22 protein-coding genes and 1 pseudogene are annotated in these 19,466 nt (G+C 40.8%); 11 read left to right on the top strand and 12 right to left on the bottom strand.

Annotation, left to right across the window (positions count from 1 at the left end; all coding sequences use genetic code 11):
- Nucleotides 1-1,598 (bottom strand): ABC transporter transmembrane domain-containing protein (locus tag ACTF6W_RS03370; RefSeq protein WP_438993128.1); only part of this gene is annotated, 1,598 nt, incomplete at its 3' end.
- A gap of 222 nt (nucleotides 1,599-1,820) precedes the next feature.
- Between ACTF6W_RS03370 and rpmE the strand changes: the two genes are divergently transcribed.
- On the top strand, nucleotides 1,821-2,045 hold the full coding sequence (rpmE, locus tag ACTF6W_RS03365; protein ID WP_438993127.1) for a 50S ribosomal protein L31: 225 nt from the start codon (nucleotides 1,821-1,823) through the stop codon (nucleotides 2,043-2,045).
- A 61-nt stretch (nucleotides 2,046-2,106) separates the two neighbouring features.
- Here the strand turns inward: rpmE and ACTF6W_RS03360 are convergent, their stop codons facing one another.
- Nucleotides 2,107-2,586 carry a DUF1465 family protein gene (locus tag ACTF6W_RS03360; protein ID WP_438993126.1) on the bottom strand — a complete coding sequence of 160 codons (480 nt, stop codon included), beginning with the start codon at nucleotides 2,584-2,586 and terminating at the stop codon, nucleotides 2,107-2,109.
- 226 nt (nucleotides 2,587-2,812) lie between these two features.
- Between ACTF6W_RS03360 and ACTF6W_RS03355 the strand changes: the two genes are divergently transcribed.
- A complete protein-coding gene (locus ACTF6W_RS03355) occupies nucleotides 2,813-3,271 on the top strand; it encodes an Hsp20 family protein (protein ID WP_438993125.1) in 459 nt (152 codons plus the stop codon).
- Nucleotides 3,272-3,323: 52 nt separating this feature from the next.
- Here ACTF6W_RS03355 and ACTF6W_RS03350 read toward each other — a convergent pair whose 3' ends face one another.
- Nucleotides 3,324-3,515: a DUF1192 family protein gene (locus tag ACTF6W_RS03350; protein ID WP_438993124.1), complete on the bottom strand. Its 192-nt coding sequence runs from the start codon at nucleotides 3,513-3,515 to the stop codon at nucleotides 3,324-3,326.
- A gap of 84 nt (nucleotides 3,516-3,599) precedes the next feature.
- Between ACTF6W_RS03350 and ACTF6W_RS03345 the strand changes: the two genes are divergently transcribed.
- Complete coding sequence (locus ACTF6W_RS03345) at nucleotides 3,600-4,583, top strand: NAD(P)H-quinone oxidoreductase (protein WP_438993123.1); 984 nt, start codon at nucleotides 3,600-3,602, stop codon at nucleotides 4,581-4,583.
- A gap of 25 nt (nucleotides 4,584-4,608) precedes the next feature.
- On the opposite strand, the gene ACTF6W_RS03340 is transcribed toward ACTF6W_RS03345, so the two are convergent.
- Complete coding sequence (locus ACTF6W_RS03340; RefSeq protein WP_438993122.1) at nucleotides 4,609-6,303, bottom strand: ATP-binding protein; 1,695 nt, start codon at nucleotides 6,301-6,303, stop codon at nucleotides 4,609-4,611.
- A 258-nt stretch (nucleotides 6,304-6,561) separates the two neighbouring features.
- On the opposite strand from ACTF6W_RS03340, the gene ykgO reads away from it, so the two are divergent.
- Nucleotides 6,562-6,687 (top strand): type B 50S ribosomal protein L36, encoded by a 126-nt coding sequence (ykgO, locus tag ACTF6W_RS03335; protein WP_438993121.1) that lies wholly within the window; start codon nucleotides 6,562-6,564, stop codon nucleotides 6,685-6,687.
- Between the two features lie 180 nt (nucleotides 6,688-6,867).
- Here ykgO and pyk read toward each other — a convergent pair whose 3' ends face one another.
- Together pyk and ACTF6W_RS03325 are read right to left on the bottom strand one after the other, a co-directional pair.
- A complete protein-coding gene (gene pyk / locus ACTF6W_RS03330; RefSeq protein WP_438993120.1) occupies nucleotides 6,868-8,301 on the bottom strand; it encodes a pyruvate kinase in 1,434 nt (477 codons plus the stop codon).
- A gap of 16 nt (nucleotides 8,302-8,317) precedes the next feature.
- Nucleotides 8,318-9,775, bottom strand: coding sequence for an aminopeptidase 1 (locus ACTF6W_RS03325; protein ID WP_438993119.1), 1,458 nt, complete (start codon nucleotides 9,773-9,775; stop codon nucleotides 8,318-8,320).
- A 163-nt stretch (nucleotides 9,776-9,938) separates the two neighbouring features.
- Between ACTF6W_RS03325 and ACTF6W_RS03320 the strand changes: the two genes are divergently transcribed.
- The 3 genes from ACTF6W_RS03320 to ACTF6W_RS03310 are packed head-to-tail and all read left to right on the top strand — an operon-like array spanning nucleotide 9,939 to nucleotide 11,289.
- Nucleotides 9,939-10,688, top strand: a complete 750-nt coding sequence (locus ACTF6W_RS03320; protein WP_438993118.1) for an N-formylglutamate amidohydrolase — start codon at nucleotides 9,939-9,941, stop codon at nucleotides 10,686-10,688.
- Between the two features lie 11 nt (nucleotides 10,689-10,699).
- Nucleotides 10,700-11,014 (top strand): DUF1244 domain-containing protein, encoded by a 315-nt coding sequence (locus tag ACTF6W_RS03315; RefSeq protein WP_438993117.1) that lies wholly within the window; start codon nucleotides 10,700-10,702, stop codon nucleotides 11,012-11,014.
- 17 nt (nucleotides 11,015-11,031) lie between these two features.
- The gene (locus ACTF6W_RS03310; RefSeq protein ID WP_438993116.1) at nucleotides 11,032-11,289 is read left to right on the top strand and encodes a DUF2312 domain-containing protein; all 258 of its coding nucleotides are present in this window, start codon (nucleotides 11,032-11,034) and stop codon (nucleotides 11,287-11,289) included.
- A 41-nt stretch (nucleotides 11,290-11,330) separates the two neighbouring features.
- Here ACTF6W_RS03310 and ACTF6W_RS03305 read toward each other — a convergent pair whose 3' ends face one another.
- Both ACTF6W_RS03305 and ACTF6W_RS03300 read right to left on the bottom strand, forming a co-directional pair.
- The gene (locus ACTF6W_RS03305; protein WP_438993115.1) at nucleotides 11,331-11,561 is read right to left on the bottom strand and encodes a YqaE/Pmp3 family membrane protein; all 231 of its coding nucleotides are present in this window, start codon (nucleotides 11,559-11,561) and stop codon (nucleotides 11,331-11,333) included.
- A gap of 111 nt (nucleotides 11,562-11,672) precedes the next feature.
- Entirely contained in the window at nucleotides 11,673-12,662 is a 990-nt protein-coding gene (locus ACTF6W_RS03300; protein ID WP_438993114.1) for a sigma-54 interaction domain-containing protein, read from the bottom strand.
- 228 nt (nucleotides 12,663-12,890) lie between these two features.
- Here ACTF6W_RS03300 and ACTF6W_RS03295 point away from each other — a divergent pair, with 228 nt between their 5' ends.
- From ACTF6W_RS03295 to arsB, 4 genes and pseudogenes are all read left to right on the top strand, one after another.
- On the top strand, nucleotides 12,891-14,057 hold the full coding sequence (locus ACTF6W_RS03295; RefSeq protein ID WP_438993113.1) for a Re/Si-specific NAD(P)(+) transhydrogenase subunit alpha: 1,167 nt from the start codon (nucleotides 12,891-12,893) through the stop codon (nucleotides 14,055-14,057).
- Between the two features lie 49 nt (nucleotides 14,058-14,106).
- On the top strand, nucleotides 14,107-14,412 hold the full coding sequence (locus ACTF6W_RS03290; RefSeq protein ID WP_438993129.1) for an NAD(P) transhydrogenase subunit alpha: 306 nt from the start codon (nucleotides 14,107-14,109) through the stop codon (nucleotides 14,410-14,412).
- Nucleotides 14,412-15,830, top strand: a complete 1,419-nt coding sequence (locus tag ACTF6W_RS03285) for an NAD(P)(+) transhydrogenase (Re/Si-specific) subunit beta (RefSeq protein WP_438993112.1) — start codon at nucleotides 14,412-14,414, stop codon at nucleotides 15,828-15,830. Before ACTF6W_RS03290 ends, ACTF6W_RS03285 begins: the two co-directional genes overlap by 1 nt.
- A 151-nt stretch (nucleotides 15,831-15,981) precedes the next feature.
- A pseudogene (gene arsB, locus ACTF6W_RS03280) lies at nucleotides 15,982-16,997 on the top strand (ACR3 family arsenite efflux transporter).
- Between the two features lie 68 nt (nucleotides 16,998-17,065).
- Here arsB and ACTF6W_RS03275 read toward each other — a convergent pair.
- The 4 genes from ACTF6W_RS03275 to ACTF6W_RS03260 all read right to left on the bottom strand — a co-directional run.
- The gene (locus ACTF6W_RS03275; protein WP_438993111.1) at nucleotides 17,066-17,359 is read right to left on the bottom strand and encodes a hypothetical protein; all 294 of its coding nucleotides are present in this window, start codon (nucleotides 17,357-17,359) and stop codon (nucleotides 17,066-17,068) included.
- A gap of 150 nt (nucleotides 17,360-17,509) precedes the next feature.
- Nucleotides 17,510-18,274, bottom strand: coding sequence for a hypothetical protein (locus ACTF6W_RS03270; protein WP_438993110.1), 765 nt, complete (start codon nucleotides 18,272-18,274; stop codon nucleotides 17,510-17,512).
- A gap of 171 nt (nucleotides 18,275-18,445) precedes the next feature.
- A complete protein-coding gene (locus ACTF6W_RS03265) occupies nucleotides 18,446-19,312 on the bottom strand; it encodes a pyridoxal phosphate-dependent aminotransferase (protein WP_438993109.1) in 867 nt (288 codons plus the stop codon).
- Nucleotides 19,284-19,466, bottom strand: a 183-nt coding sequence (locus tag ACTF6W_RS03260) for a putative metalloprotease CJM1_0395 family protein (protein WP_438993108.1), incomplete at its 5' end; no start/stop codon positions are given. The genes ACTF6W_RS03265 and ACTF6W_RS03260, both read right to left, overlap by 29 nt.

Below are 19,466 nucleotides of genomic sequence, written 5' to 3'. Positions count from 1 at the left end.
AGCTTTTCATTTTCAGCGTCTAACGCCGATGTCGCCTCGTCAAGAAGCAGAATTTGTGCATCCTGAAGTACGGCCCTTGCAATCGCAATTCGTTGACGCTGCCCACCCGAAAGCCTCGTACCGCGCTCACCAAGATATGTGTCCATGCCTTCAGGAAGGCGGTCAATAAATTCATCGGCACGTGCCGCTTTGGCCGCAGCTGCAATCATTTCTTCCGTGGCGTCCTGATTACCGTAGCGAATATTATCAGCGATACTTGTCGCAAATATCATGCTTTCTTGACTAACCACACCAAGATGCTTTCTTACATCAACCGGATCCGCATCTGTTAAGGCAACACCATCAATGGTGATTGCACCAATTTGTGGATCATAAAATCGCTGAAGCAATTGAAAAACTGTTGTTTTACCCGCACCAGACGGGCCAACAACCGCAACCGTTTCCCCGCCCTTAACATCCAGATTAAATCCATCGAGAATATTTTCTGTTGGGCGCGACGGATAAGCAAACCTTACATCATTGAATGATAATTCACCACGCGAAGGCGAAGGAAAGCTTAAAGGGTCTTCTGGCGGCTGAATTTCACTTTCTGTTGATATGATCTCGAGACAGCGGCTTGCGGCACCTGCCGCGCGTTGAAGTTCGCCGTAAACCTCGGATAAGGCACCCATGGCGCCCGCCACAAGAATTGCATAAATCACAAATGCAGTTAATTCACCGCTTGTGATATTTCCGGCAATAACATCTCGCGCGCCAAGCCATAACACCAAATCCACGGCCCCGAACACGAGCAGGATAATCAAAAATGTTAAAATAGCCCGCATTTTCGTGCGGTCAATGGCGGCACCGAACGCCGTTTCAATAAACCCAGAATATTTGTTATTTTCAAAGTTTTCCTGTGTATAGCTTTGCACCGTTTGAACGGCGCCAATGGTTTCATTGGCCGTCGCGCTCGCCTCTGCGATTTTATCCTGTGAAATACGGGATAAATTCCGCACCTTCCTTCCTAAGAAAATAAGTGGCGCGACAATAAAAGGCAGCAGCATAAAAACATAAGCCGTAAGCAGCCAATTGGTATAAAGCATCATAATAAGCCCACCAATCATCGTAATCACATTTCTTAGTGCTACTGATGCCGTAGAGCCTACAACCGATTGAATAACGGTGGTGTCGGTATTAAGCCGCGATAAAATATCCCCTGATCGGTTTTTTTCAAAAAAGATGGGGCTTAAGGTTAATACTTTCGCGAATACTTCACTTCGAATGTCTGTTACGACTCGTTCACCAAGCCAAGTAACAAGGTAATAACGTGCGAATGTTGCCATCGCGAGGATAAAAGCTATCCCCAAAAGCCCTAGAAAATAAAGGTTTATCGTATCAATGCTAACGGATGTAAAACCCTGATCTATGATTTGTCGAATGGCTTGTGGAATAATAAGCGTCGCACTCGCCGCGACCACAAGCGCAATCAGCGCCTTGAATATAGTGCTTTTATAAGGAGAGAGAAAAACCCATAGGAGATTGATTTCGCTTACCTTTTTCTTAGGCGGCTCGTCCGTGTCAACGCTATTCTTATTATTTGTTTTTTGATCAGCCATAAAATCTATTTAAGTATTAAATTAAAATATCCAAGTGGGGATATAGCAGTTCGCCACGCCACCGACAATCAAAGAACGATAAAATAACGTTTTTTTGAGAAAAAAGTTTATATAAACAGATATTCCTGCTTGCACTCACTCTGTCACTTCGGTATACAAGCGCAATTAATTTGCTCGAGCAGATGTAAAATTTTGCTCAAAGAGAAAGAAAAAGAGTTTGCTATGAAAAATGATATTCACCCAGATTACCACACAATTACTGTGGCTATGACTGACGGTTCATCTTACGAAACACGTTCCACTTGGGGCAAAGAAGGTGACACATTAACACTTGAAATCGATCCTAAATCACACCCTGCATGGGTTGGCGGTACAAAACAAATCGCTGATAAAGGTCGTGTTGCTCAGTTTAATAAACGTTTCGGCAACTTTAAACTTACAAAATAAGTTTAAAAGATTTGCATAAAGTATTTAAGGCTTCCCTGTTTTTCAAGGAAGCCTTTTTCGTTTAACTGTTATTTTCTATTTTTTCGATCAAATTATGAACCGGATTATCTTCAACAAAGCCCCCTTCATAAAGCAATCGGTCTACCCGTATGATCTTGGCATATAATGCCCTCACTCTATCGGAATATTCTCTGAATTTATTTGGAAACTTATCCAAATCACATCCAACCGGCACATCAAAAAGTTGATTGTTTGATAATCTATTTTTCTTTTCGCTCGCCTCAGCAACTGTTATTTCAACGTTACTGACCCCTTTTTGCATAAGGCACCATGACATTGCCTGCATGATACCTGTGGTCATACGGTTACATTCTAAAGTATAAAACCCCATATAATTACTATCGATGCTATTAAGACTGTCTTTTTTACTCGTTCCTAAATATTGAACGATAGAATTACTTAATTCAAGCGCCTCATCATAAAGTTCACTGAGTATTTCGGGTTTTAATAACCCTTCTTTTGTGATTGCCTCTTCGAGCATATTGATCCTTATTTGATCGGTAAGAAAATGAGTTTAAGTTTAAATCCTTAAAATCATCTTTACATCTTGAAAAGTTTTTTACCACCACTATCTATAATTTGTAAGGTCAAGCTAAACCGTTGCCAATTGGGACAAATTAGCTGAAATCTTACGAAAATAAACTTAATCCGCATCTGGTCATGAGACATTTACGGATAAAATATCGCTTATAAGAAAGGATAAAATTATGAGAACTTTAGATCTAAGCCCATTACTCAAATCAACAATTGGGTTTGACCACATGCATAGAGTTTTTGAAAATGCTGTTGGAAACAATGATGTTTCCTATCCACCCTATAATATTGAAAAAATCAGCGAAGACGATTACCGCATTACCATGGCACTCGCCGGGTTTAGCGAAGACGACCTCGAGATTGAATTAGATGGTGGCGTCCTTAGCATTTCAGCAGAAGGCGCAGAAGAAGAAGCCGATCAGGAACGTTTCCTGCATCGCGGTATCGCAAAGCGCGCCTTTAAACGTCATTTCCGCCTCGCAGAAACCATTAAGGTTCTCGGCGCTGACTTTGAAAATGGTTTATTGATGATTGATTTACAACGTGAAATTCCAGAACACCTAAAACCACGTCAAATCAAAATCAATAATGCTAAATCAACACCAAAACTTGTTGACGAAGACGCAGCTTAATTCGTCACTTATTAAAGCCCCTGAACTCTCCCATCAGGGGCTTTTTATCACTTTAATTAAAAAAGCTATCCGCATCAGAATAGGCATTTTTCTTATTATTAATTTCTGCGTCCGTACGCTCAATTTCCAATTTTAAAACATTAATCCTGTTCTTAAGTGCTTCAACACTATGAACCTCTAGGTCTTCGTCGGTTAACTGTTTTAAAAGTGACCCTTTCGGGATATCAAGTTCATCATCATCCATTTTTAATTTAATTCCAATTATCCGTTTTCTTGTTATCTTCTATTCTCTATAAATATAGAAAATAGTCAATCAGGGATGCTTTTTATGAAGATGAAAGCCGTAATTGCAAATGGTGTTGGTGGACCCGATACCCTTGAAGTATCAAATGTTGATGTTCCAGAATTTGGCGAGAATGACGTTTTAATTAAAGTGGCCGCCGCGGGCATAAACCGCCCGGATATCATTCAACGAAACGGTCTTTATCCCCCACCCCCTGGTGCATCAAATATTCTTGGCCTTGAAGTGGCAGGAACCATTGAAGAACTTGGAAAAAATGTCAGTAAATGGAATATTGGTGACAATGTCTGCGCCCTGTTAAGTGGGGATGGATATGCTGAATATGCGGTTGCGGATCAAGGAAGCATCCTTCCTATTCCTGATGGACTTGATATGATAAGCGCTGCGGCCCTTCCTGAAACGTTCTTTACTGTTTGGTCGAATGTTTTTGACCGTGCAAACATAAAAAGCGGCGAAACAATTCTTGTCCACGGTGGAACATCAGGCATAGGCACAACAACCATTCAAATGGCAAAAGCTAAGGGCGCAAGCGTTATCACCACATCTGGATCCGATAAAAAGTGCGATTTTTGTACAAATTTAGGCGCTAATTTAGCCATTAATTATAAAACCCAAAACTTTCAAGAAGAAGTGATGAAATACACGAATAAAAAAGGCGTTGATGTTATTCTTGATATGGTTGCGGGTGATTATATGACTGGAAACTTGAAATCATTAGCGCTTGACGGACGGTTGGTCATTATCGCGGTTCTCGGCGGCCCTAAAGTTGATTTCAACATCCTGCCTATCATGTTAAAGCGGCTCACCGTCACTGGGTCAACATTAAGAGCTAGGAGTCATGGCTTTAAAGCTGCAATTGCAGAAAATCTGAAAACTGAAATCTGGCCATTAATTGAAAAGAATAAAATTAAGCCGGTCATTGATAAAATTTTTGATATTGAAGATATCGTCGCAGCTCACCACTATATGGATAGTGGCGATCACATGGGGAAAGTTATTTTAAAGCATTAATCAGAAAACATATTCTTCGGAGATTTTATTCTCCGGAAATTTTATTTCCTTGTTTACGCCAGTTCTCAATAGTCAAATCAACAAAATGTGGATCTTCAAGGCCCATTAGCCAATCAACCGAATATGACGGGCTGCCACTGCTTGGTAAATGACTTTCAGCTAACTTGTCCACCATTAATCTAACCGGCGCTTCTACACCCTCACCAACAGCTAGAGCTTCGCGGTTTTGTAATGATGATAAAGCACTAAGTGATCCTTCGCTGCCTTCTGGCATCACGTGAGATACGAAATTCTGATCACGTTCGTTATTAAGTCGCATAGAAAAAATCGTCCCGCACTGTGAAAGTGCAGATTCAGAAACATCGGCAGGACGCTGTGAAACAAGTCCCATTGACACCCCATATTTACGACCTTCTTTCGCGATGCGCTCAATTGCTTTTTTTGTAGAATTAAATCTAGTGGACTTTTCCGTTGGAACATATCTATGGGCTTCTTCGCAGACCAATAAAATTGGAAGTGCATCTTGGCCACGGCTCCATACCGCAAAGTCAAACACAGTCCGGCTAATAATTGAAACCACCACATTCACGATTTCTGATGGCACACCGGAAAGATCAATTGTTGAAACTGGTTTATTATTAACAGGAAAGCGTAGTAAATTACCGATGATATTAGAAAGTGTGTCATTCACAAGCATACCTGAAAACATAAAGCTGAATCGCGTATCTTTTCGAAGCTCGTCGACTTTATTACGAAGCCTTAAGAAGGGTGTTAATGTTTCAGGATTATCCAGCTTACCCATCTCTTCTTCAAGGAAGCTTGTCAAAAATGACAGTTTATAGGGTATTGGTGTATCAACGGTGATTTGCTCAGGACTTAAATTTTCGGCATTATCAACACGTGCCGCATATAAAGCACGCCTTAAAATATCAATTTCAACAACCCTATTTTTGCTTGCATAAGTTCCAATAAACATTTCAATGTGTTCTTCAAAATTCATCATCCAGTATGGAAGGCGTAAATTTTTAATATCGAAATGCTCCGCACAATCAGAAAAAGCCGTTTCATATTCATTATGTGGATCCAACATAATAATATGTGCATTAGGGAGACGCTCAACAATCCTTCGAATAAGAAGCGCAACAGTACAGGATTTACCAGTCCCCGTACTACCAAGAACCGCAAAATGTTTACCAAGAAGCGCATCAATATTAATGGATGCCGGCGCCACATGTTGTGGAAAAACATGTCCTAAATGAAAATGATTATTGTCACTATCACTAAATGTCGCCTCAACTTCGTTTAATGTTACTGGATATAATTCTTCACCAGGAATTGGAAAATCCGTTACACCGCGGTCGAAAATCATTCCGCTTTCTTTTAAGGGCGCCCTAATGCCGTGACCAAGAAAATCCAAACTCATAGCGACTTTGTTCGTTGGTTCACCATTTGAATAATTGGTTACAATATCGCGTACGGTCATAAACAGAAAACCTTTAGTCACTTTTACCTTTAGGATCGTACCGATTTGTCCCGGCGCGAAATCAGCATAATCACTATCCACACTCGACATTTCACGTAATACACGAACATCACAAAGTGCTTTGGCACCACTACCGCTTATTTCAGTAATAAAGCCGACCGATTTTAATCTATTTAATTCTGGTTTTTCAGCTAAAGTCATATCAATCTCGTGATTCTCTGCAACTGCGTTATCCATAACTTTCCCTACCCTTTATGATGAAAGACATCATTTTGTGTGTTTTATGACAAAATTATACTGAAACAGTGATAAAGAAAGCGTTAAAATCTGCTAAAAAGCTGATAATTCTCTATTCGTGATTTTTTTTGATTTTTGCTATATATTTGATTGACATTTAAGTGTCACACCTATAGCTTCCCTCCAAAGTTTGAAGAGCTAATGCTCTCTTTGGTCAAGAAGATCATATAAATAGAATTTAAACAGATGAGATAGATTATGAAAGTCGTAAACTCACTTAAGTCTTTAAAAGGTCGTCACCGCGATTGTCGTGTGATCCGTCGTAAAGGCAGAATATATGTAATTAACAAAACTAACCGTCGCTTTAAAGCTAGACAAGGTTAAGTGTTAATCATTATTGACAGCAATACATCAAATCTGTAAAATTTATTTGTAATAGACTTCGGTCTGTTTCAAACAGAAGGTCGAGCTTCCCCCCCAAGGGCTCGGCCTTCTTCTATTTAAGCCTTTTATTATTTTATATTTAAAGAAAAGCGTTTCTAAACATGATTTTAGAATACATCTTTAACTTTTTAAATGATGTGATCGAACCCGTGAAATTCTAAGAACATTTGTTTTTCCTGGTGTGCCAAATGGCATTCCCGCCATGATAACGATTCGATCATTTAGCTTGGCATATCCATATTCATTACAAATTTTACATGCTTTATCGATCATATCTTGAAAATCAACGGCATCTTGTGAATAAACGCAATTTAATCCCCAAACGAGTGCTAAGCGGCGCGCCGTGGATATATTCGGGGTAAGCACTAATAAAGGCGCCTGCGGACGTTCTCTTGATGCTCTTACTGCAGTTGAACCTGATCCCGTATAAGTAACAATTGCTTGTGCTTCAATAGTTTTAGCGACTTGCTTCGACGCTGCACTTATCGCATCAGCCGTTGTCGCTTCGGGAGTAGCTTCATCCTTATCAAGCATTCTCAAATAACTTGGTTCACTTTCAATTGTACGAGCAATTCTATTCATGGTCGAAACCGCTTCAATCGGATATTCTCCCGCCGCAGATTCAGCCGATAACATAATCGCATCCGCCCCATCAAAAACAGCATTTGCCACATCCGACACTTCGGCCCTTGTTGGCACCGGTGACATGATCATGCTTTCTAACATTTGTGTTGCAACTACTGCGGGGATTCCTGCCCTTCTCGCATGGCGGATAATTTTCTTTTGCTTCGCTGGAACAAGTTCCATTAGAAGCTCAACACCCATGTCACCTCGCGCAACCATAACGCCGTCAGCAACTTCAATGATTTGATCAATTTCATGAACCGCAGATGGTTTTTCAATTTTCGCCATAATATTGGCACGTCCATTAATGATGTCTTTTGCTTCTTGAACATCTTCCGGCCGTTGCACAAATGAAAGCGCAACCCAATCAACCCCAAGTTCAAGGGCGAAGTCTAAATCTTTTTTATCTTTATCTGTTAATGCAGCGAGTGGTAATATAGCACTTGGCACATTAACCCCTTTGCGGTTCGATAACTCACCACCAACAAGCACTGTCGTTGTGATCTTATCGGCCTCAACTTTTTCAATATGAAGACGAATTTTTCCATCATTTAATAAAAGTTCGGTTTTTGGCTGAACCGCTTGATATATTTCAGGGTGCGGCAGCGTCACTCGATCTAAGGTTCCTTCTTCATCATTCATATCAAGGGTAAATATTTGACCATTTACCAATTCAACTTTATCAGCAGAAAACACACCAATTCGCAGCTTTGGCCCTTGTAAATCTGCCAAAATACCGATAGGTCTTCCCGTTTCTTTTTCAACGTCTCTAACAGTTGCATGAAGCGCTGCGGCATCTTGATGTGTGCCGTGGCTCATGTTAAGCCGAAAAACATCTGCCCCAGCATCAGATAAGCTTTTGACAACTTCGAATGTATTTGAAGTTGGGCCAAGCGTCGCAATGATACGCGTGCGTCTATTTCGGTGCATAAAAAATTCCTATCAATTATTTTTTAAAAAAGGCGTTACAAGCACGATATAAATTCCATATATCCACTTTAGCACTAACAGCATATGGCGTATGAATTGAAAGAACAGGCACACCAAAATCAATAACATTCATATCTTGCCTTGCAAATTCACCGCCAATAGTGCCCCCACCTGCTTCACCAACTTTATAGGTGGCCGTTTGCCAAGGCACATCGGCATCATCAAGCGTTTTACGGATATAGGCAATATATTCAGAATTCGCGTTAAACCCGCGCCCATAAAGCTTAAGATTAACACCATACCCAAGACGCGGTGCATTCAGCGGCTCCCATGCACTCGGACGCATTGGGTTTATTCCGGGGTTAACATCAATTGAAATCATACGGCTTTTTGATAATGTGCGCCTCACATATGTTTCGCGCATTTCATCGCCCATTTTTGCTTCAATAAGTCTTGAAACCAAATTGGAAAAATATTGAGATTTTGCCCCTGTATTATTCACATTCCCAACTTCTTCATTATCTACAAGATGAGCAATCGCAGTTTTAGTAGGTGTACCAATGTCCAAAATGGCTCTGATATCCGCATATCCAGCCAAACGGTCGTCATGACCATAGGCCGCAACCATGCTACGATCAAATCCCATATCCCGAGATTTCATCGCCGGTACGAGCGCTAGTTCTGCTGAAACAAGATCCCCTCTGGTAATGCCATAGTTACTTTTGAGAAATTGTTCAACTTGATTAGAGACATCACCATCTGGTCCAGGAATGTGTGCTACAACCGGATCCATGTCCTCAGCTTTTAGATGTTCCCCGACGGTTTTATTTCTAAAGCCGCGGTCCGTATGCGGTGATACTTCCGGAATGACAAACACAGGATCATTTTCATCCATGCCTATGTTTATCTGAACGGTTGTGCCGTCTTTCTTGTCAACACGTCCGATAATCGCTAACGGAATATTTGTCCATTGATGTATTTTAATGCCACCATGATAATTAGTTTGAAAGAGCGCAAATTCACCTTTTCCATATAGAGGCACATTTTTAAGCTCTAACCTTGGGCTATCGATATGTGCCGCAACTACATTAATTCCAGTGGAAAAATCTTCTTCACCAATAACTATCAACGAAATCGCGCGGTCGCGGTTGTTGTCATAATATTTGGCGCCCGGTGTCATAGGACTATCATCACGAAGCGGCTTAAACCCATTTGCCTCAGCAATTTTTATCGCTTCTGTCACAAAAGTTAACTCCGTGCGGGCTTTGTCCATAAATGCTTTATAATCTTCTGCAAATTCAAATACGGTTTCTTTTTCGTCTGATGAAAGAGAGAGCCAAGACGACTTACAATCCATATTATCATTACAGTCAGCCGCTTGAGATGGGCTTGCCATTACCACACTACTAGCAGCAATAAAAATTCCAGATAAAAGAAGATTTTTAAAATATTTCCCGTTGGTTTCAAAAGACATTCGTTCGCCCCTCATTTTGCGTTATTTTTTTATATAATTATTAATACATAGAGACAGACTGCTGTACAGCATAAAATTCTTTAATCATTGAAAAATATTTTTACACACCCTCTTTATTTCCGATATAAACATCTATCCGATTCATTATGAAAATTAGAACAAAATGCCTGTTGAAACAATTAATCCAAATGGTAAAGCAAATATCGTTTTTTTGTGCGAACACGCCAGTAATCATATCCCTCCTGAATATGACAACTTAGGCTTGACTGACGAACAACTTAAACTTCATATTGCTTGGGATATAGGAATAGCAGAAGTCACAAGAAACATCGCAGAAGCACTTGATGCCCCCGCGGTGATCGCTAATTTTTCACGGTTATTAATTGATGCGAACCGTGCGCTAGATCAACACGGACTTATTCCATCAATTAGTGATGGTCATGAAATTACAGGTAACATGAATTTAAAGAAAGCCGACATCGATCACCGCATTAATCGATTTTATAATCCCTTTCATAATAAAGCGGATCAAATCATCCAAGAAAAATCAACATATGATCACGCGCCGATAATATTTAACATGCATAGCTTTACACCGCATATGGCAGGGTTCGATAGACCATGGCATACGGGAATGCTTTGGAACAAAGATAAGAGAGCAGCCAACGCCCTTATTGAAAGGTTTTCTAGTCGCGGCTTAATTGTAGGAGATAATGAACCCTATAGCGGACAAGAATTAAACCATACCATGAATACACATGGCACAAAACACGGTTTCCCCCATGTGAACATTGAAATAAGACAAGACGAAATTAATCACCAAAGTGGCATTGAAAAATGGTGCGGTATATTAATTGAAGATTTAAAAGCTATTCGTGAATTGCCGGAAATGCGCGACACAAAACATTATTAACGGAGTTAAAGATGGACGATAAAACAAAAACAGAGATAGAAGCCGCAACATTCAGACGTATTATTGCTCATCTTCAATTAAGAACAGATGCACAAAACATTGACTTGATGGGGCTTGCTGGTTTTTGCCGAAATTGTTTTTCAAAATGGTACGCCGCCGAAGCAGAAGCGCTCGGTATAGATATGGATAAAGATGAAGCATACGAAACAGTTTACGGCATGCCCCATAATGAATGGAAAGATAAATACCAAACACCAGCAACAGATGAACAAATGAAACGCATGGACGAAAGTCTTTTAAAAAATAAAGAAATGAAATCAAAATAAACTTAAGGAAGTAATTAATGGTAGACGTAGAAGCAGGTGGCATCGCCGCCGACGCCTTAAAATCATTCATCGAAAGAATTGAGCGATTAGAAGAAGAGAAGAAAGCACTCGCAGACGACATTAAAGATATTTACGCAGAAGCAAAATCAACAGGTTTTGATGCGAAAATTATGCGTCAAATTATTCGTTTACGTAAAATGGATGAAAATGACAGGCAAGAACAAGAAGCTTTGCTTGATGTTTACACTCATGCACTCGGCATGATCCGCGGATAGTTTTCCAAAATTACAAGGCGGCTTATAAATGGCCGCCTTTTTTAATCTTTTGAATTAATGGCATCAATAATTTTTTGGGTTCTTTCATCGTCGTTAACACCTTTGACTACAACGATCGCCCATACCGCACAAATACCCCATAGTATAACACCACTAAGAAGCAAGAAAATTAATCCGTAAAACCAAAAGATTGCATTAAAAATCGCTTGAAAAATTTTACCCTTAAATAAAAGCGCAAGTGGCGGAAGTAAAATCGCAATAAGATAAATCATTAAAAAGACACCTTTTTTATTCGTTGATAAACTATAATTAATAGTGTCTACGTAAATATTAAGCAGATAATAAAACCACTTATCGCAAAAATGTGTCGCTTTAACGCAATTTTACTCGTCAAGAAGTCCAATTTCAGCCGCTTTACGGTAAAGAGTGGATCTACCCATTCCTTGGCGTCTAGCGATTTCTGTCATCTTTCCTTTATAACGAACAAAAGCATATCTAATCATAATGTTTTCGATATGATCAAGTCTACGAACGTTCGCTTTTTCATCGTAGATGGTCACATAATGAAATTCTTTCGGGATATCAAGCTCGCGAATTAAATCATCCGCACGACGGTTTTTACGTTTATTCTCTTTAGCAAGTCTTTTTATATCTTCAAGAATTTGCGGGAAATCCTTATCTGTAATCATATCACCATCTGATAGAATAACCGCACGCATCACCGCATTTTCAAGTTGCCTTACATTTCCCGGCCAATGATAAGAATTTAAAAGCATAGTTGCATTTGTTGTAAGTGATTTGATCATGCGCCCTTCGCGGTCACATACTTTTTGCACGAAATGACTAACCAAAGTTTGAATATCACCCTGCCGCTTATTCAACAGAGGAATTTCAACAGGAAATACATTAACCCTATAAAAAAGATCCTCACGGAATTGACCATTAGCGACCAATTCTTGTAAATTTTTATTTGTCGCTGAAATTATTCGCACATCAATTTTATGGACCTTTTCACCGCCAACCGGATCAACTTCATTTTCCTGAAGGACCCTTAATAACTTCACTTGTATATCAAGCGGTAGTTCACCAATTTCTTCAAGGAATATGGTGCCCTCATTGGCTTCCGTAAATTTACCGGCGTGATCTTCAATGGCGTCTGTAAAGGCACCTTTAACGTGACCAAAAAGTATACTTTCAACCAAATTTTCTGGCAAAGCACCACAGTTAACAACAACAAATGGTTTTTCACTACGGTCACTTTCCATGTGAGTTGCGCGTGCGAATATTTCTTTACCAACACCACTATCACCACTTAATAAAATCGGTACATTTGTCTTAGCTCCCTTACGCGCAAGGGTTTTTGCGCGTACCATCACATCACTCGTACCAATTACAGAATCAAATGTATTATTTTTCTTTTTTATCGTTAAATATCAGTTCCAGTCATAATTAATGACTGTATCATAACGGGACAATTATTAATATTTCAACAACACTAAGAAAAAAAATCATTTATACATTAACTATATTTTCTGTTAAACTGTTTACCTTAAGAGGAATGAGTCGAACACAATCTAACGACCAACCCAAGAGGCGGAAAAATGAAAATAGCGATCCCAAAAGAACGGCGGCAACACGAAAAACGCGTTGCAGCAACTCCCGATACAGTTAAAAAATATATCGCATTAGGCTTTAATGTATCTATTGAAAAAGATGCCGGAAAAGCCAGTCAAATCATGAATAACGATTATCAAGATGCGGGCGCAACAATCGTTGATGACGTATCATCAATTTATAAAGATGCCGATATTATTTTAAAAGTTCAAAAGCCGATGATGGCATCCGAAGGAGAATTGGACGAAGTATCACTGATAAAAAAGGGAACGATATTAATATCCACCTTAGATCCTATGCTCAGCCCAGAACATAATGCGGCCTATGCAGCAGGTAATATTGCAGCCTTTTCTATGGAATTTATGCCGCGGATTTCCCGCGCACAAAGTATGGATGTTCTTTCGTCCCAATCAAACTTAGCAGGATATAACGCCGTCATCGATGCCGCCCATCACTATGGCCGTGCTTTTCCAATGATGATGACAGCCGCAGGAACCGTTGCACCTGCTAAAGTGATGATCATGGGCGTTGGTGTTGCTGGGCTTCAGGCAATTGCCACTGCAAAACGTCTTGGTGCCGTCGTATCAGCCACCGATGTTAGGTCCGCGACAAAAGAACAAGTCGAAAGCCTCGGCGGAAAATTCATTATGGTTGAAAGCGATGAAAGCGGTGACGCCGAAGGTGGTTATGCCAAAGAAATGAGCGACGATTATAAACGTGCTCAAGCCCAATTGATTGCCAGTACCCTTAAAAAACAGGATATCGCTATTACGACTGCACTTATCCCAGGACGCCCCGCCCCTATTCTAATTGATGATGAGATGGTGAAAAGCATGAAACCCGGCTCAGTTATTATTGATCTTGCTGCGCCTGCTGGCGGAAATTGCAGCATGACAAAACCCGGCGAAACAATCATCACTGAAAATGGTGTTATCATCGTTGCCCATCTAAATGTTGCCAGCAATCTTGCTGCCGATACCAGTGCTTTATATGCAAAGAACTTACTCAACTTTATTACCCCATTGGTAAACGAAGAGAAAAATGGTCTCAATATTGATTGGGAAGATGAAATTATTGTCGGAACACTTTTAACCAAGGACGGAAAAATCGTCCATGAACGTTTACTCCAAGAACAACTAAAAGAGGAGAATTAAAATGGATCAGATCAACCAATTAGCTGATATGGCCACACAAACCGCTTCGATGTCTTCTTTTGTATCGCAAATATCCCTTTTAGTACTGGCGATTTTCGTTGGCTACTACGTGGTCTGGAGCGTTACACCCGCCCTTCATACGCCATTAATGGCAGTAACAAATGCCATTTCATCGGTGATCATTGTCGGTGCGCTTATTGCCGCTGGCCCCGAAACCATGAGCATGGCAAAAATCCTCGGCATTATTGCAATTACTTTGGCCGCAATTAATATATTCGGCGGGTTTGCCGTCACCCACCGCATGCTCAGTATGTATAAGAAAAAACCGCAAACCGATAAAAAGGAGGCAAAGTGATGTCTGAACAAAATATCATTGACATAACCGCCGTCGCTTATCTGATTGCTGGTGTTTTATTCATTTTGGCACTCCGTGGTCTCTCTTCACCAGAAAGCTCTCGTAAAGGAAACATGTACGGCATGCTAGGTATGGCGATTGCCGTGATAACCACACTCGCAAACCCTGAAATCATTTCATATACGTGGATTGCCATCGCTATTGCTGTTGGTGCTGGTATTGGTCTTGTGACAGCGGGCCGAATTGCCATGACATCAATGCCGCAGCTGGTTGCCGCATTCCATTCATTGGTGGGGCTGGCAGCCGTTCTTGTTGCTGCAGCGGCATTTCTTGACCCCGGCGGGTTTAACATTGTTGATCAAATGGGTCATATCTTTATGGCAAGTCGCGTTGAAATGGCGCTTGGTGCGGCCATTGGTGCAATTACATTTTCCGGCTCCGTAATTGCTTTTGCAAAATTAAACGGCAATATGTCCGGCGCCCCAATTCTACTCCCCATGCAGCATATTGTGAATGCAGCTCTCGCGATTGCTATCGTTGCCCTTATCTTCATGTTTTCAACCGATGATCTTTCCGCTTCGGGTGGTGGAGATTTGATGTGGTATATTATCGCTCTAAGCTTCATCATTGGTTTTTTAATTATCATTCCAATTGGCGGGGCTGATATGCCCGTAGTCGTTAGCATGCTTAATAGTTACTCTGGTTGGGCCGCAGCAGGCATTGGCTTTACTTTACAAAATAATGCATTAATCGTAACGGGTGCCCTTGTTGGTTCATCCGGCGCGATCCTAAGTTATATTATGTGTGCCGCCATGAACCGTTCTTTTATTAGTGTGATTCTTGGTGGATTTGGTGGTGCGGATGCTGCTGCAGGTAGCGGTGAAGTTGAAACTCGCCCCGTTAAGCAAGGGGCCGCTGATGATGCCGCCTTTATTATGAAAAATGCATCTTCCGTTATTATTGTTCCCGGTTACGGCATGGCCGTCGCACAAGCACAACATGCTTTACGTGAAATGTGTGACGCCCTTAAAGAAGAAGGCGTCAACGTTAAATACGCCATTCACCCGGTAGCGGGGCGTATGCCCGGCCATATGAATGTGCTACTCGCAGAAGCCAATGTCCCATATGACGAAGTATTTGAACTTGAAGATATCAACAGTGAGTTTTCCGCCACCGACGTTGCCTTTGTCATTGGTGCCAATGATGTAACCAATCCAGCAGCCAAAACCGATAAAGCAAGCCCCATATACGGCATGCCTGTTTTAGATGTTGAATTTGCCGGAACAGTATTATTCGTAAAACGCGGTATGGCTTCGGGTTACGCCGGTGTTCAAAACGAACTTTTCTTTAAAGACAACACCATGATGCTCTTTAGCGATGCCAAGAAAATGGTCGAGGATATTATTAAGGCTCTTTGAATATAAATCTGAATGTCCGCTTTCGACCCAAAGTGGACAGTCGTAATCTACCACTAGATTAATTTATTCGTTGAAGCTACACTCACTCTCCAATGGGAAAACTATATGATAATGAGGAGTTTTATTTATGGCTCAAACAGATTTATCACCTATGGGCATTTTTGAACGATTTCTTTCTATATGGGTAGGTTTATGTATGGCTGCGGGTGTTGGACTTGGTCTGCTAATGCCTAGTACGTTTCAAATGATTGCTTCCTTTGAATATGCGAGCGTCAATCTAGTGGTTGTTTTCTTATTTGGGTAATGATCTATCCAATGATGGTAAATGTTGATTTCGGTTCGATCAAAAATGTCGGAAAAAAACCCAAAGGCTTGTGCATTACGTTGGTGGTAAACTGGCTTATTAAACCTTTTACGATGGCGGCCCTCGGCATCCTGTTTTTTGAACATCTCTTTTCTGGATTGGTTGAACCACAAGATGCCAAGGAATATATTGCAGGCATGATCCTGCTCGGCGTAGCTCCATGCACAGCTATGGTATTTGTATGGAGCCAGCTCGTTAAAGGTGATGCGAATTACACACTCGTTCAGGTGTCGGTAAATGATATTATCATGATTTTTGCATTTGCGCCGATTACAGCACTACTTCTCGGTATTACAGATATTATCGTACCGTGGAAAACGCTTTTGTTATCCGTCCTTCTCTACGTACTTATTCCGCTGACTGCGGGGTATATCACCTGCAAAAAGTTAGACGCGATGAAAAACCATGACCATGTCGCGAAGTTCACTGGCCAGATCAAACCGTTTTCGATCATGGGACTGCTTGCAACGGTTGTTTTACTGTTTGGTTTTCAGGCAGGCATAATTATTGAGAAGCCGATGGTGATCGCCCTTATTGCCATTCCATTGCTTGTCCAAAGTTACGGTATATTCGCTTTTGCCTATGGGTGGGCATACTTTTGGCGCGTCCCGTTCAGCACGGCCGCCCCTGCCGCTATGATTGGCACGTCAAACTTTTTTGAACTTGCCGTTGCGGTGGCTATAAGTCTTTTTGGTCTCAACTCTGGTGCCGCTTTGGCAACGGTAGTGGGAGTTTTAGTTGAAGTACCTGTGATGCTATCACTTGTCGCATTTGCAAATAAAACTAAGGGATATTTCAATTAATTTATAAAGAAAATGTTTTCAACCATCAATAAAACGCCAGTGTCTGCTAAAGGCCAGCAGGCGTTTAATTAACGTCTTCTGACCAGCGTAACTCCGCCCGGACCAATAAGCACATCGTCACTCTGTATTTCATATATTTGAGCTAAGCCCGGAGCGACGTATATTTTGATTTCATCGCCATCTCTTTCAAAATCAAACTCGGCAAAACTATTCCCGACCATCGACTGTGTTACTCTACCGTCGGGTCTAAAATCCATTACGATTGCACCCTGAAGGGTCCTATATTCGCCAGAAAAACCACCCCCACACGCGGTTAGAAAGAGTAAAAAAATAATAACAAAATGCTTCATTTTTATATTCATAGGTTTTTCACCTTTAACGTGATCAAATACCTATTAGTGGCACACCAAAACTGAATACAAACTGAATATTTATCCAACATGTTTCAAGAATACCTGCTTTCTGCCAGAAATAGTCGTTGGGTAATTAGGTCTCATAAGTTTTTTTTCAGATTAAGAAGAAAACGCCCATGAGGCATCATATATGCTTGTGTTTTCATCAAGCGCAGTCTTTGCAATTGATAAATAAGGCGTGCTATGTTCTGGTTTTGGCTTAAGACGAGTGGTGATATCCAGTCCTCTTGCTCCGTCTGGCCCTGCTTGGAAACTGTGGACCATGTCAAGAGATACTAAATTAACAGAGCCCGGTGAAAGAATTTGATCGACCGTTTTCTGCACTTGAAATGTGCCATTATTTTTATAATCAAATGATCCTGTTGATATATAATTATTAACCCGCACAACGCCTTCTAATCCAACGGAAACTACATTTCCATATTCATGAACATGAGGACGGCAGATTGCTCCCGGCTCCAACCGCCAGTGCAGAACTGTAAAAGGGTTACCGCCGGGATGAACGCCTATTTTATAATCTTCCTCTTTTAGGCCTTGACCTGTGTTATTCCACCTTGCAGGCATGGGCATACCTCTTAGCTTTGCTGTGAGTGCGGCAACGGTGCTCAGATAACGATCCTGCCCCGAAGCTGATATGTCGCCCACCAGCCTTTGTGCCAATGGGTTTGCTTCTGATAAAAATTGTTCAAATGATAGATTTTTGTCCACGCTTTCTTCAATAGCCGCACGAGCATTTAAATTTGACACCATTGTTAGTGCCATTCCACCAAATACAGCCATAAACGATCTTCGCTCAACGAATAATCCTGGTGATACTTCAACTTCTTCGTCAATTGGTAATAGAGTGTATGAATTTTGGCTCATATTAAACCTTCCGCTAATATTGATTTTGGAAATATCTTACAAAGTTACAAAGTTAATTCAAATCAATTAGTTGTGGCTGTCCGCTTTAGGTCGAAAGCGGTCATACGCTATAAAATCTACTTTCGGCCATAAGCAGACGTTCCTAGTGGATACAAATTGGCTTCAGATCAGCTAAGAGACAAACTCTTTTTCATAAATTTGTGCGAAATATTCCATATCCTCTGGCTTACCCATACTTACACGACACCAAGTCAGATACGGCGGGAACTGACGTCCCACAAGTATGCCATGTTTTTGGAACCTTTCTCTAACCTCATTTACATCAATACCAGTCTCAAAGAATATGAAGTTTGTATTGGATTTCATATACCTTACATTGTGCTTATCAAACAGATTGTAAACTATTTCTTTGCTTTCCCGGTTTTTTTGAAGAACAAATTTTTGTGTATCTGTGTCCCGATAACTTGCTAACGCTCCACTACAAGCCAATTGATTAGTTGATCCGGTTATGTACTCATTGATTTTTTCTATCCACATTTCAGAACCATAGGCAACCCCTAGACGAATACCGGCAAATCCGTGAATTTTAGAAGCTGTCCGCGCTACAACGATGTTTTCATGTGTGGCGGTTAGTGGCACCATCGTCGCATAATCTGAGTTATCGACAAACTCATGGTAGGCTTCGTCGATAAAGACTAAACATTTTTTTGACATCTCAATGCAGAAATCTCTTAATTTATTTTTTTCCATTATCGTAGGGAGCGGATTGTTGGGATTAACCAAATATATAATACTAACGTCGTCAGTATAAGCCTCTCTAAATAAATCGAGGTCGATTGTCATCGTATCATCGACGGGGACACGGTTTATTTCAACATTTCTATTAATGGCATATCTGGTTAATCCATGATACGTCGGATCAGCAGTTAATACTGAACCGCCTTCCATCGCAGTAATCAATCCTAATGTTTTCAGAATTTCCCCAGAACCACCAGAAAAGGTAATATTTTTAATACCCACACCTTCTATCTCTGCCAATAAAGCTGCTAGTTTCTTTTCTCTGACTTAATAGCTCTGCTCTTGCTTGGTTTCGTGTTGTAACCGCAGTAGCAGCAACTTTTCTGTCTTGTGAAGACGGCTCAGCTGGCGCTAGTGCGGCGGCAATAACAACATCCATTTTTGCAATGGTCGC

The organism is Pseudemcibacter sp. (assembly GCF_965661635.1).
In the GTDB taxonomy this organism is placed as follows: Bacteria; Pseudomonadota; Alphaproteobacteria; order Sphingomonadales; family Emcibacteraceae; genus Pseudemcibacter.
This window is presented reverse-complemented; position numbering and strand designations above follow the sequence as displayed.